Here is a 13,759-nt window from a genome sequence, read left to right as displayed (position 1 = left end):
TCCATTTGATTAAGCCCTTGAGACGCATGATTGCAGGTAGGCGGATAAGGCGAAGAACAGGGGTTATTCTAAAGAAGGTCAGGAAATGAATACACCGGCGAGGAAGGAGAATGCAGCATGTCAGGAAATGGACAAGGTAAGCAAACCATGCCTCCGCAGCATCAGAATCAGCGGCCCGGAATTGAGGAAGAAATGATTCCGCGTCCGAAGTATGAAGGGAACTATAAAGCAGCGGGCAAACTGGAAGGCAAGGTAGCGCTGATTACAGGTGGAGACAGCGGGATTGGCCGGGCCGTGGCGGTTGCTTATGCCAAAGAGGGCGCTGATGTGGCTATCGTGTATTTAAACGAGAATGAAGATGCGAACCGGACGAAACAAGAGGTCGAGCAGGAGGGACGGAAGTGCGTGCTCATATCCGGGGATTTGGGTGATGAGTCCTTTGCCAAGCAGGCTGTACAGCAAACGGTCGATCAGCTTGGCGGGCTGGATGTTCTGATTAATAACGCCGCAGAGCAGCACCCACAGGAGGAGATAACCGATATTACAGCCCAACAGTTGGAGAAGACGTTCCGAACGAATATTTTTGCGATGTTCTTCGTAACGCAGGCTGCGATGCCTCACTTGAAGAAGGGCAGCGCGATTATTAATACGACCTCTGTAACTGCATACCGAGGAAATCCGCAGTTGATTGATTACTCGGCAACGAAAGGAGCGATCGTCAGTTTTACACGGGCTCTCTCTATGAATATCGTCGGCAAGAAAGGAATACGTGTAAATGCTGTGGCTCCTGGGCCGATCTGGACACCGCTCATACCTTCAACCTTTGATCGGCAACAGGTGGCTCAGTTCGGAGGGAATACACCAATGCAGCGACCTGGTCAGCCAGAGGAGTTAGCTCCAGCGTATGTGTTCCTGGGTTGTGATGATTCGTCTTACATCAGCGGGCAAGTGCTGCATATTAACGGCGGGGAGATCGTGAATGGATAGTCATTCTCTCGTTTGGATTTAAGATAGCTATAGGAAGCCAATAAATCGCCCTCAAGGAGTGTGCTACACGCAAGTCGGCCGCTTATCCTGGGGGCGATTATTCTTATTATGGTGAATGACGGACGGGCTTAAACTTGTTCGGATAGCTCATCAAGCGTCATGTCAAAGCTGGGGGCCAAATGTTGAAGAAAATAATCGATCTCCGGAAGATGAAGTCGGTCCAGTTTTTCCAATAACTGATCTCTGGCTACAGCGAATTCGCGGTTGCCTGATGTGAGCTCCCAAGCGCATTTCAGGTAGGCGTCTAAGCTGTCGGCCGCTTTAACATACTTAAGTAATTCGTTGTCTTCTGCACTATAGCCTGCATGCTTTGTTGGCGATAGTAAAGGTCCATAGGTTTGTTGCAGTTCGGGAGGCACCATGGATAAAAGCCGTTCAGCTGCGATTTCTTCCATCTCGCGGAAGCTTGAAAGAAGCCTAGGGTTATGGTGCTTCACAGGGGTTGGGATATCACCAGTAAATACTTCTGTCGCATCATGAAATAAAGCAAATGTTGCCGCGCGGTCTGAATTTAGGCTCCTATCAAACAAGTGGTTACCTATTTCGCAGAGCAGGTGGGTCAATAAGGCTACGTGGAAGGAATGCTCGGCTACATTCTCTGTAGCCGTGCTTCTCATCAAGCTCCAGCGTTTAATGGAACGAAGGCGATACATATAGGCGGAGAAATGAAAATTCATCAGTGAGCTACCTCTCTTCTTGATCGGTAATTTTGAACAGAATATGTCAACCTGTCACTACGTTTATGTTATTATAAGACTAACGAACAAGTTAATCCAACTGTAAGATTCGCGGCAATTTTGTGTCAATCAGTTACTTGTAGACAAGAGAGGGGATCTTGGATTATGCGGCAGTTTGAACAAAGTGTGTATGAACTTATTGTGGAAACTTCAACGAATTTGCCTGCGGATGTGCGGCGAGCGATAAAGCGGGGGACGCTAGCGGAAAATCAGGATACGAGAGCAGGCCTTGCTCTATCTACGATCACGCAGAATATTAAGATGGCAGAAGAACAAGTATCGCCGATTTGTCAGGATACAGGCATGCCTACTTTTATTGTGCATACCCCTGTCGGGGCGAATCAAATAGAGATGAAGAAGGGCATTCTGGCGGCAATCAAACGTGCGACCAAAGAGGGCAAGCTTCGTCCGAACTCGGTTGATTCGTTGACAGGAGAGAATAGCGGGGATAATTTGGGGCCGGGAACGCCCGTTATTCATTTTGAGCAATGGGAAGAGAACGTTGTGGACATCCGTCTAATACTCAAAGGCGGCGGTTGCGAAAATAAAAATATTCAATATAGCCTGCCTACCGAGCTAGAGGGGCTGGGGCGAGCGGGCCGTGATCTGGATGGCATTCGCAAATGTATTCTGCATGCGGTTTACCAGGCACAGGGCCAGGGCTGCAGTGCTGGATTTATCGGCGTGGGCATAGGTGGAGACCGGACTACGGGATATGAGCTTGCCAAGCAACAATTGTTTCGTTTAGCCGATGATGTGAATCCAGTCGCAGAGCTTCAACAGCTAGAAGAGTACATTATGGATAAAGCGAACAAGTTGGGGATTGGAACAATGGGGTTTGGCGGGGAAGTAACGCTGCTTGGCTGCAAGATCGGGGCGGCGAATCGCCTTCCTGCTAGTTTCTTTGTATCTGTCGCCTATAACTGCTGGGCATTTAGACGGCAAGGTGTAGCCATTGATCCGGCCAGCGGCGAAATTGTGAATTGGCTGTACGAGCGCGGGGACGAAGTGGCGATCAAGGGGAGTGAGGAGGTCACCTCAGCGGCAGCCGGAGAGACAATTCTAAAGGCTAACCGGGAAGTAATTCTGCATACTCCGATCACGGAAGAACAGATTCGCAGTCTAAGGGTTGGCGATGTCGTTGTCATTAAAGGTGAGATGCATACGGGTCGTGATGCCCTCCACAAATATTTGATGGATCATGATGCCCCGGTTGATTTGAACGGTGCGGTTATCTATCACTGTGGACCGGTTATGCTTCAGGATGAGCAGGGCTGGCATGTTAAGGCTGCTGGGCCGACGACGAGTATACGCGAGGAGCCTTATCAAGGGGATATTATAAAGAAATTCGGTATTCGTGCGGTTATTGGTAAAGGCGGTATGGGTAAGAAGACACTTAAAGCGCTGCAAGAGCATGGCGGTGTCTATTTGAATGCCATCGGTGGTGCAGCTCAGTATTATGCAGAGTGCATTAAGAAAGTTAAGGGTGTAGATTTCATGGAGTTCGGCATTCCTGAGGCGATGTGGCATTTGGAAGTGGATGGCTTCGCCGCTATTGTGACGATGGATTCTCATGGGCAAAGTCTGCATGCCGATGTTGAGAAGTCTTCGCTAGAGAGGCTGGCTGCATTCAAAGAGCCGGTATTTAAATAAGCATGAAGACGTTTCGAACACGGCTGACGATCATCTTGATGAGCTTGATCGGAATATCCATGCTTGCCGCGGGACTATCTATGATACAGGTTTTCAAGGATTCGCATATCCGAGCGCTGGAAGAGAATTTGGTTCGGGAAATTAACTTGTTGGAGTATACCTTCCCGTTTCGACCGCTTGATGACAGTCAACAAGTGTTGGAGTACTATACGAGGGAAGCCGAAGAGCTTGGACGGCGCATCCATTCCCGCGTTACTTTCATCGATTTGGATGGGCGAGTGGTTGGAGATTCGGAGAAGAGTGCCGCGGATATGGATAACCACTTAGATCGGGAGGAAATCCTGTCTGCTTCTCAAGAGAAGTTTGGCAGTGTAATCCGGCATAGCGAAACGCTAGATGTCGATATGCTTTATGTCGCGCACAAGGTGTATTCGGACGAAGGCTTCGAAGGGTATATTCGCTTATCGATGAGCCTAAGCGCCATAGATGAAGGGATGAACCGTGGATGGGTATGGATGGCCGGGGGGCTGATCATTCTGTTCCTGGCAGCAGCGCTTCTTAGCTATCGGATCGCAAGCGGACTGACCAAGCCGTTGGAGCATATCACGCGTGTAGCTAATCGAATTTCCGGTCTGGACTACGACGCACGGGTAAAGCTGCAGCGCAAGGATGAGATTGGTCAGTTGGCCTCCGCCATTAACGGTATGGCAGATAGTTTGCAGCAGCAGCTAAAGTGGATTAGGGACAATGAAGACTTGATGCAAAGTGTTCTTGCCAACATGACCGGAGGAATTGTGATGGTGGATTCCGGTGGGCATATTGCGCTTGTAAACCGAGAGGCGGAGCGGATTCTGCATTTGAGGGGAGATCAGCTCCTAGGCAAGCCCTATTCGATTCTGAAGCGGAATTACGAGTTCATGAAGTTCGTGGAGGAAGGTATTCAGCATAAGGAATACTTGCAGGAAGAACGTAATGTGTACGATCCAGAAGAGAAAATTCTTCAATTTGACGGTGTTCCGATGAGTGAAGATAGTGGCAGTTACCGGGGAATGCTGTTCTTATTGCAGGATGTGACCGACATTCGCCGATTGGAGAGGATGCGCAGCGAATTCGTTGCGAATGTCTCTCATGAACTTAAAACACCGATTGCAGCTGTAAAAGGCTTTGCCGAAACATTGTTGTCGGGGGGAGTTAAGGATACCGATACGATTCGCTCTTTCCTGCAGATTATTTATGATGAATCCGATCGGTTAAATCGCTTGATTGGGGATATTCTGGAATTATCTAAGATTGAATCCAAGCGTGTTCCCTTGGAATATGCTCCGATTCATTTAAAAGAACTGCTTGACAGTGTCACCGAGGTGCTTCTTCCGGCGGCGAACAAGAAATCGATTGTTTTGTTACAGGAAATACCGGAGCATTTATTTATCGAGGGAGATGAGGATCGTCTTCGGCAAATCTTCATGAATTTGATATCCAATGCGATCAACTACACACCCGAAGGCGGTAGAGTAAGCATTGGTGCTAAGGTTCTGCATGAAGGTGGGGAGCAAGAGATCATTCGATTCTCAGTTAGCGATACGGGTATTGGCATTCCAAGGAAGGACTTGCCGCGGATTTTTGAGCGTTTTTACAGAGTAGATAAAGCACGTTCTCGGGGTTCTGGAGGCACAGGGCTGGGATTATCTATTGTGAAGCACTTGGTAGAACTCCATCGGGGCGCGATTCGGGTGGAGAGTAGAGTGGGCGAAGGTACTTCGTTTATACTAGATCTGCCACTCATGCATCCGATAGATTGATTAACAAAAGCGTATAGAAATTAGCATCAAATGAAAAATGAGAATTAAAAATCATGACCAGAGTGAAATTTGCTGAAAATTTTACACTACGTTAACAATGCCGTGATATGCTGGGCTTGTCATGATTCGTCGACATCCATTATGCAGGACTAGAAAATGGGGGGTACTATGACGCAACGGCTGTTAGTTATTGAGGATGAGCCAACGCTTTCGAGGCTTCTATCTTATAATCTATCAAGTGAAGGTTATGAAGTCGTAGTTGAAGAGCATGGGCAGTCTGGATTGGAAACGGCATTGAAAAATGATTTTAATTTGATTTTGCTGGACTTGATGCTGCCGGGCATGAACGGGTTCGAAATCATGTCAAGGCTTCGGAATGAAGGTGTGAAGACACCCGTTATTATGCTAACTGCGAAGAATGCGGAACAGGAAGTCGTTCAAGGTTTAAAATCGGGAGCAGATGATTATATTACGAAGCCTTTTGGCGTAGCTGAGCTGTTAGCTCGGGTAGCAGCGGTGCTGAGAAGATCCTCGGGACTGGATGAGTCGGAGAGGAAGTCGGTGCCTCAAGAAGTGGGTTCCCAAATTACGCTAGGCGATCTTGTCATTTACCCGGAGAAATATGAAGTGACCTTGGGGAACGAACAGATCACGTTGCGCCCGAAAGAATTTGAAGTTCTGCTGTACTTGGCTCGCAAACCGGGTGTAGTTATGACGCGGGACGACTTGATGAATGCGGTATGGGGCTTTGACTATATTGGCGGGCAGCGAACCGTGGATGTTCATGTGAGCTCGTTGCGTAAGAAGCTGGAGCTTGATCCCGGATCGGTATATATTGATTCTATTCGCGGAGTCGGTTATAAGCTCGTTGTTAATAAGAAGAAGACATCAACCATATCGCCTGAGTAATAAAATATAAATTGGCCTCTGATCGATCAGGGCCTTTTTTTTTTGTGGGAAGGTCTAAGAGGGCTTTCTTTTTATGACCTAGGTCAATAAAGAAGCAATTCTGGAATATACGTCTAAAGTTTGCCGGATTGTAAAACATTTAACATAGGCCCAAAGTACCGTTGACATGTGCATAACAAATTTCTTCTATGATGCATTCAGAGATAGATAAGAGGAAAGAGCAGGTACGTGATGGGGGAGTGGTGAATGTGGTTAATCAGGCCGTCGCTGAACGGGAAAATAATACGATTGATCGTGGTGCAGCTGCAGTCCATGTGAAGGAACACAAGGAGCACAGGAATGACAAGGGAGATAAGGCATCCGGGGGGAAGAAGGATCGAAGCTGTGTGGTGAAGACGGAATTTTATTGCCGAACTGTGCCAAAAGTCGATTCTAACGAATCCTGTCTTGGTGTTTTGAAGATCTTTCAAAAGGACAAGGGAATTCCTTGCATTATTGTGTGCGATCATTCGAACAGGCCGTTGGGCCTTTTGATGAGGGATACCTTTTATCGTCATTTGGCTGGGCGTTTTGCCGCGGATTTATTTTATGAAAGGCCGGCTTTGATGTTTGCGGAGAAATCGCCACTAATCGCGGAGATAAGTACCTCGCCAGGGCAGCTCATCGATTCAGCGTTAAAGCGGGAGGCCGTCGTGTTCTATGATAGCCTGATTTTAACGGAGGAAGGAAAGTTCAGAGGTGTTATGACGGTTCAAGATCTTATGTTAATGTCGAGGGAACTACAGCTGGAAGCTGACCAAATTCGCGAAGCGATTGTCCAAGAAAGTCAGATCAGTGTGCTTGAAATCGACCGATTGGTTAAAGAGGTGTCCCTTACTGCCGAACGTAGTTTGCGGGAGTCGGAGGAGATGAGCGACTTTGCGACAGCAGGCCGGTCTGAGCTCGAGACGGTACAAGCCTCGTTTACTCGCGTACTGTCTCTGACAAAATCCCAAGCGGAGCAGGTGGCGGTGTTACTTCAGCATGCTGACAATATTTCGTCAATCGCAGCCTCGATACGGGACTTGGCGGATCGCAGCAGTTTGCTTGCGATGAATGCTTCGATTGAGGCGGCTCATGCTGGCGAGCATGGAAGAGGTTTTGCGGTCGTCGCTAGCGAGATTAGAAAGCTGGCACTCCAAACCAAGCAGTTTTCGGATGAAATCGGTTCAACCCTCAACATCGTCAGCGGACTTGTTCGGCAAACGGCAGATGCTTCATCCTTGACCACGCAGGAAATGCAGCTCAGTCACGATCGTGTGAACAGTGCGGATCATACTTTTAAAATGCTTGTTGAATCAGTACGAAGTGTAGAATCCAGTGGCCGGGATGTGTACGAGACTGCAGGAAATGCAGCTTTGAAAACAGAAAATGTGCTTCATGAATTAGAGCAATTATCTGGGGAACAATGAACATTGTGCAGTAAAATAAAACATACAAACAACGCTGGTGCGTTAATGTACGGAAAACATTTTTTACACTACGTTAACATTTCGGGGTAATATCTTTTACATAGATAAGGTAAAATGGTTTTATGTCTAAAGTTTGATAGTTACTAATAATTGACCTACAGTTTGTTGTCAGTATGCTGCTGAGATATGAAGGAGAAATGACATGGAACCAATCATCCATATTGATAAATTGAATTTGTATTACGATCAATTTCAGGCGCTAAAGAATATGTCCCTGGATATTCCGGAGAAAGCTATTACCGCATTTATCGGGCCGTCGGGATGCGGAAAATCTACATTGTTGCGGACGCTCAACCGGATGAACGACATGATTCCAAACACGCGAATCGAGGGATCTGTGCTAATTGGCGGTAAAGATATATACAGCGACGATGTAGAGGTAGAGACTTTACGTAAGCAGGTCGGCATGGTGTTTCAGCAGCCGAATCCTTTTCCGAAATCGATTTATGATAATGTTGCCTACGGCCCCCGTCTTCATGGCGTAAAAAATAAAGAAAAGTTGGATGAGATTGTCGAACAGAGCCTTCGTCAAGCGGTATTGTGGGATGAGGTCAAGGATTTTCTAAAACGTTCCGCGCTTAGTTTGTCCGGTGGCCAACAGCAACGGCTTTGCATCGCCAGGGCCATCGCTGTACAGCCTGACATCCTGCTGATGGATGAAGCTACTTCAGCGCTCGATCCCATTTCTACACTGAAGATTGAAGATTTGGTTCAAGAATTAAAAGATAGGTATACCATCGTTATGGTCACTCATAACATGCATCAAGCGGCTCGGGTTTCCGATCGAACCGTTTTTTTCCTGAGTGGTGAAATTATAGAGTCAGACGATACTCGAAAACTGTTCTCGACACCACAGGATTCTCGCACCGAAGATTACATTTCAGGACGTTTTGGTTAACAGAAGGGAGCAGTGAGATATGATCCAAAGAAGAGAGTTCGATCAAAATTTGGAGGAGCTGCGGCAGTTGTTGAGGGAAATGGGAGAGCATGTGGAGTGTGCTCTTAGGGATTCCATTTTATCGCTGCAATCCATGGATTCAAGCAAAGCCACAGAGGTTATTGAGCAAGATCTAAAGTTGAACAAAATGGAAGAAGAAGTGATGGACATCGGCTCCAGATTGATTGTTACGCAGCAACCTGTAGCTAAAGATCTCCGTCGGATTATCGTTGCCTTTAAAATATCCAGCGATTTGGAGCGTATGGGAGACCTAGCGGTGGATATCGCTAAGGTGACATTACGTTTGAGTGGACAGACGCTGATTAAACCGCTGGTAGATATTCCGAAGTTGGCAGAACTTGTGGAACTTATGGTGGAAGAATCACTGCAGTCCTATTTGGATGAAAATACGGATTTGGCTTATAAGATGGCTAAGGATGACGATGAGGTCGATCATCTGTATAGTCAAATGATCAACGAGCTGTATTCGATCGTCATTAGTCATCCAGATTCTGTACAGCAGGTGATGCTGCTTACGCTTGTAGGAAGATATATTGAGCGCATTGCAGACCATGCTACGAATATCGGGGAGAGCACCGTTTATCTTGTAACGGGGCATCGACCTGACCTGAATCAATAGTGCTCTAATATGAATAAAATGCTGAAACAGCAAAGCGCCGGAATGTTCCGGTGCTTTGCTGTTTGCGTTTGTTCATGCTTTAGGTATCATCAAAACTCAAGTGCATTTTATAAGCCTGCCTGAAATAACTTCATGGAGTTGACGTATTGTTTTTATATATCCGGGGAGCATGTGTTAGAATAATAGTCAGGAGTATGTTGAAGAACGAGGTGCTGTATGGAAAAATTAATTTTAATTGACGGGAATAGTATTATTTACCGGGCGTTCTTTGCCATGCCGCCGCTGAATAATTCAAGTGGTTTACATACGAACGCTGTATACGGATTTACCAATATGTTGTTGAGACTTATTCAAGATGAGAAACCGAGTCATATTATGGTCGCATTTGATGCAGGGAAAGTTACTTTTCGCCACGAAGGTTATGAGGATTATAAAGGGGGCCGCGAGAAAACGCCGTCTGAATTGACCGAGCAGTTTCCGTTAACACGTGAGCTGCTGGACAGCTTCGGAATATGCTGGTTTGAGCAGCCCGGTTATGAGGCGGATGATATTATCGGCACGGTCAGCAAGCAGGCTGAAGAGGCTGGTAAAGAGGTACTCGTCGTAACTGGTGACAAGGATATGCTTCAAGTGGTCAGCGATAAGGTTAAGGTGGCATTAACCCGTAAGGGGATCAGTGAGGTCGAACCTTATGGACCACAAGAAATCAAGGAGAGATACGGTCTTATTCCGGAGCAAATTATCGATTTAAAAGGTCTTATGGGCGATGCTTCGGATAACATACCCGGCGTTCCGGGAATTGGAGAGAAAACGGCACTGAAGCTGCTCCATCAGTTCGGCTCCGTAGAAGAGGTGCTTGCGCGAACGGACGAGCTGAAGGGCAAGATGAAGGAAAACCTAGTTCAGCATGCAGAGGATGCGCGGCTGAGCAAGCGACTTGCTACGATTCACCGTGAGGTTCCGATTGATCGTTCTTTTGACGATATGATTTTTCGGGGCCTAAAAGAAGAAAAGGCGGCGCCGATGCTGCGTAAGCTAGAGTTTAAATCCTTGCTTGAACGATTAGCTTTTGGTGAAGGGACTGAGGCTTCCGAAGCGGCTGATGGTTCAGTAGAGCTGGAAGAAGTCGATGTGACGGTTGTTGACGACACAACTCTAACAGAGCTTGTGAAGCAACTGCCAAAGATTGAAGTGATGTATGTGGAATCTCACGGGGACAATCCGCATCAGGCCGAGGTGATGGGGCTCATTCTGTCCACCGAGGAACAACATTTCTTCGTATCCAACGAATTTCTGTTAAGTGAAGCGGCGAAGCCGATTCGGGAATGGCTTGCGGATCCGCAACATCCAAAGGCCGGTTATGACTTGCACCGAGCGGATTTAGCACTGTATTGGCAAGAGATCTCGTTCGCCGGGGCAGAGCATGACATTCAATTGGCGGCGTATTTGCTTGATCCGACGGACAATAACCAGACGATCAGCGGATTGGCCGCCAAATATAAACTGCCGTCTGTGCCATCGGATGATGAGGTATATGGAAAAGGGGCAAAATTCAAAATTCCAGATCAGGAGACACTTAGTCGTCATTTAGCTCGTAAAGGGCTGGCAATGCTGCGCCTGATTCCGCTCCAGAAGGAAGAGCTGAAGAAGAATGAAATGAATCGCCTTTTTTACGAGTTGGAAATGCCACTGTCGCGTATTTTGGCAGATATGGAGAAGCAAGGCATTGCTGTTAACCGTGAGGCGCTGGCTGAGCTGGGCAGGGAATTTGAAGCGCAGATTGAGAAGCTGGAGACCCGGATTTATGAACTTGCTGGTCTGGAGTTCAATTTGAACTCTCCCAAGCAATTGGGTGAAGTTTTATTTGATAAGCTGGAGCTTCCAGTCGTGAAGAAGACGAAAACGGGATACTCCACTGATGCTGAAGTACTGGATAAGCTGGCCCCATATCATGAGATTGTTCAATTTATATTGGAGTATCGTCAGTTGGCCAAGCTGAAATCGACTTATGTAGAAGGATTACTCAAGGAGATTCGTCCAGACACCGGGAAAGTTCATACGTACTATCGGCAGACGATCGCGGCGACCGGAAGACTTAGCAGTCAATTTCCGAATTTGCAGAACATTCCAATCCGTCTTGAAGAAGGACGAAAAATTCGACAGGTATTCGTGCCTTCGGAAGAGGGCTGGCATATTCTTGCTGCGGACTATTCGCAGATTGAACTGCGGGTTCTCGCGCATATTTCCGATGATAAGGGCTTGCAGGAAGCATTCCTGCATGATATGGACATCCATACGAAAACGGCGATGGACGTGTTTGGTGTAACCCAAGACCAAGTAGATGCCAATATGCGCCGTTCCGCAAAGGCAGTCAACTTTGGAATTGTTTACGGCATCAGTGATTATGGATTGTCTCAGAACCTGCATATTACTCGGAAGGAAGCCGCACATTTTATTGAGCAATATTTTGAGGCATTCCAAGGGGTGCGCCGTTATATGGATGAAATCGTTCAGGAGGCGAAGCGCGATGGCTATGTGACTACGCTGCTTGAACGCAGACGCTACTTACCGGAAATTAACGCCTCCAATTTTAATCTGCGTTCATTTGCGGAGCGTACGGCGATGAATACGCCGATTCAAGGCACTGCTGCGGATATTATTAAGCTCGCTATGGTCATGATGGACGAGGTGATGCGAAAGCATGGACTGAAGAGCCGGATGCTGCTGCAGGTACATGATGAGCTGGTATTTGAGGTGCCGCCGGAGGAATTGGAGACGATGAATAAGCTTGTGCCGGAAACGATGGAGAAGGCGTTGAAGCTGTCGGTGCCTTTGAAGGCGGAGGTTAGCAGCGGAATCAACTGGTATGAAGCCAAATAATAAGAGGTAGTTCAAAAAGTCGCTTTTGATCACGAAGTAATTCTGGAAGTGGTTTCGGCGTCGAATCTTGCGTTCACCCTCGAAGTGTGGTGCTCATGTAGGCTTCTCCTACACTCCGCTCCTCCTTCTTCGGGTTTACGCAACCTTCTCGGTGCTAAAAATCGACGTTATGAACCTTGATTGAGAAGGTAGTTCAAAAAGTCGCTTTTGATCACGAAGTAACTCTGGAAGTGGTTTCGGCGTCGAATCTTGCGTTCACCCTCGAAGTGTGGTGCTCATGTAGGCTTCTCCTACACTCCGCTCCTCCTTCTTCGGGTTTACGCAACCTTCTCGGTGCTGAAAAGCAACTTTATGAACCTTGATTGAAAAGGTAGTTCAAAAAGTCGCTTTTGATCACGAAGTAATTCTGGAAGTGGTTTCGGCGTCGAATCTTGCGTTCACCCTCGAAGTGTGGTGCTCATGTAGGCTTCTCCTACACTCCGCTCCTCCTTCTTCGGGTTTACGCAACCTTCTCGGTGCTAAAAATCGACGTTATGAACCTTGATTGAAAAGGTAGTTCAAAAAGTCGCTTTTGATCACGAAGTAACTCTGGAAGTGGTTTCGGCGTCGAATCTTGCGTTCACCCTCGAAGTGTGGTGCTCATGTAGGCTTCTCCTACACTCCGCTCCTCCTTCTTCGGGTTTACGCAACCTTCTCGGTGCTGAAAATCGACGTTATGAACCTTGATTGAGAAGGTAGTTCAAAAAGTCGCTTTTGATCACTACCGATCACAAAAGTTAAGGAGCAATACAGTTAAAATTTGAGGTGAAAGAATATGCCGGAGCTGCCGGAAGTCGAGACCGTGCGGCGCACGTTGTCCGGTCTCATCGTCGGCAAGACGATTGAATCGGTGAAGGTGTTGCTGCCGCGAATTATCCAGCGTCCCGACGATATTAGACGATTCGAAATGGAACTGGCAGGTCATACTATTGTAGATGTTGGCCGCCGTGGGAAATTTTTGAGAATTATTATGGATCAGCTTGTTTTGGTGTCCCACTTGCGAATGGAAGGTCGGTATGGGGTATATGATCAGAATGATGAAGTAGAGAAGCATACGCATGTCATCTTCCGGTTTACCGATGGTACGGAGCTTAGATATAAGGATGTCAGGCAATTCGGCACGATGCATCTGTTCCTTCCCGGCGAGGAGTTCAAGGAGAAACCCTTAATGAAGCTTGGGCTTGAGCCGCTGGAAGAGACATTTACATCAACTGTGCTTCGGGATATATTGTTTAAACGGTCAACGAAGATCAAAGTCGCGCTGCTAAATCAGGAATATGTGGTAGGGCTTGGAAATATTTATGTTGATGAAGCTTTGTTTCGGGCGGGGATTCATCCGGAACGCCCAGCGAATACACTGTCTGATCGAGAATGGGTTTCGCTCCATGAAGCGATTCTCACAACTTTGAACGATGCGGTAGAAGCTGGTGGCTCCTCGATAAAGTCATATGTTAACGGGCAGGGTGAAATGGGCATGTTCCAGCACTCGCTGCAAATTTACGGGCGTAAGGATGAGCCATGCATGAATTGTGGACATCCCATCGAGAAAATCGTAGTCGGCGGAAGGGGCACTCACTATTGCCCTAATTGCCAGGTTAACGAATAGC

10 protein-coding genes are annotated in these 13,759 nt (G+C 47.3%); 9 read left to right on the top strand and 1 reads right to left on the bottom strand.

Annotation, left to right across the window (positions count from 1 at the left end):
* Positions 1-117 precede the first annotated feature (117 nt).
* The gene (locus EIM92_RS19540) at positions 118-987 is read left to right on the top strand and encodes an SDR family oxidoreductase (protein WP_125084255.1); all 870 of its coding nucleotides are present in this window, start codon (positions 118-120) and stop codon (positions 985-987) included.
* A gap of 128 nt (positions 988-1,115) precedes the next feature.
* On the opposite strand, the gene yfbR is transcribed toward EIM92_RS19540, so the two are convergent.
* Complete coding sequence (yfbR, locus tag EIM92_RS19535; protein WP_125084254.1) at positions 1,116-1,724, bottom strand: 5'-deoxynucleotidase; 609 nt, start codon at positions 1,722-1,724, stop codon at positions 1,116-1,118.
* 165 nt (positions 1,725-1,889) lie between these two features.
* On the opposite strand from yfbR, the gene EIM92_RS19530 reads away from it, so the two are divergent.
* From EIM92_RS19530 to mutM, 8 genes are all read left to right on the top strand, one after another.
* On the top strand, positions 1,890-3,437 hold the full coding sequence (locus EIM92_RS19530; RefSeq protein WP_125084253.1) for a fumarate hydratase: 1,548 nt from the start codon (positions 1,890-1,892) through the stop codon (positions 3,435-3,437).
* Between the two features lie 2 nt (positions 3,438-3,439).
* Complete coding sequence (gene pnpS, locus EIM92_RS19525; RefSeq protein ID WP_125084252.1) at positions 3,440-5,236, top strand: two-component system histidine kinase PnpS; 1,797 nt, start codon at positions 3,440-3,442, stop codon at positions 5,234-5,236.
* A 168-nt stretch (positions 5,237-5,404) separates the two neighbouring features.
* A complete protein-coding gene (locus EIM92_RS19520; protein WP_125084251.1) occupies positions 5,405-6,145 on the top strand; it encodes a response regulator transcription factor in 741 nt (246 codons plus the stop codon).
* Positions 6,146-6,387: 242 nt separating this feature from the next.
* The gene (locus EIM92_RS19515; RefSeq protein ID WP_246021070.1) at positions 6,388-7,596 is read left to right on the top strand and encodes a methyl-accepting chemotaxis protein; all 1,209 of its coding nucleotides are present in this window, start codon (positions 6,388-6,390) and stop codon (positions 7,594-7,596) included.
* Positions 7,597-7,798: 202 nt separating this feature from the next.
* The gene (pstB, locus tag EIM92_RS19510; RefSeq protein ID WP_125084250.1) at positions 7,799-8,554 is read left to right on the top strand and encodes a phosphate ABC transporter ATP-binding protein PstB; all 756 of its coding nucleotides are present in this window, start codon (positions 7,799-7,801) and stop codon (positions 8,552-8,554) included.
* A gap of 19 nt (positions 8,555-8,573) precedes the next feature.
* Entirely contained in the window at positions 8,574-9,233 is a 660-nt protein-coding gene (phoU, locus tag EIM92_RS19505; protein ID WP_125084249.1) for a phosphate signaling complex protein PhoU, read from the top strand.
* A 216-nt stretch (positions 9,234-9,449) separates the two neighbouring features.
* Complete coding sequence (gene polA, locus EIM92_RS19500; protein WP_125084248.1) at positions 9,450-12,113, top strand: DNA polymerase I; 2,664 nt, start codon at positions 9,450-9,452, stop codon at positions 12,111-12,113.
* Between the two features lie 814 nt (positions 12,114-12,927).
* Positions 12,928-13,758, top strand: a complete 831-nt coding sequence (gene mutM, locus EIM92_RS19495; RefSeq protein WP_125084247.1) for a DNA-formamidopyrimidine glycosylase — start codon at positions 12,928-12,930, stop codon at positions 13,756-13,758.
* The last annotated feature ends 1 nt before the right edge of the window (position 13,759 follow it).

It is taken from the genome of Paenibacillus lentus, assembly GCF_003931855.1.
Classification (GTDB): domain Bacteria; phylum Bacillota; class Bacilli; order Paenibacillales; family Paenibacillaceae; genus Fontibacillus; species Fontibacillus lentus.
Note: the sequence above shows the minus strand (reverse complement) of the source record. Positions and strands in the feature narration are given on the sequence as shown.

Excerpts from the sequence above, each read along its gene's own strand:
- EIM92_RS19540 (WP_125084255.1), top strand. The coding sequence starts at position 118 with ATGTCAGGAAATGGACAAGGTAAGCAAACCATGCCTCCGCAGCATCAG.
- yfbR (WP_125084254.1), bottom strand. The coding sequence starts at position 1,724 with ATGAATTTTCATTTCTCCGCCTATATGTATCGCCTTCGTTCCATTAAA.
- EIM92_RS19530 (WP_125084253.1), top strand. The coding sequence starts at position 1,890 with ATGCGGCAGTTTGAACAAAGTGTGTATGAACTTATTGTGGAAACTTCA.
- pnpS (WP_125084252.1), top strand. The coding sequence starts at position 3,440 with ATGAAGACGTTTCGAACACGGCTGACGATCATCTTGATGAGCTTGATC.
- EIM92_RS19520 (WP_125084251.1), top strand. The coding sequence starts at position 5,405 with ATGACGCAACGGCTGTTAGTTATTGAGGATGAGCCAACGCTTTCGAGG.
- pstB (WP_125084250.1), top strand. The coding sequence starts at position 7,799 with ATGGAACCAATCATCCATATTGATAAATTGAATTTGTATTACGATCAA.
- phoU (WP_125084249.1), top strand. The coding sequence starts at position 8,574 with ATGATCCAAAGAAGAGAGTTCGATCAAAATTTGGAGGAGCTGCGGCAG.
- polA (WP_125084248.1), top strand. The coding sequence starts at position 9,450 with ATGGAAAAATTAATTTTAATTGACGGGAATAGTATTATTTACCGGGCG.
- mutM (WP_125084247.1), top strand. The coding sequence starts at position 12,928 with ATGCCGGAGCTGCCGGAAGTCGAGACCGTGCGGCGCACGTTGTCCGGT.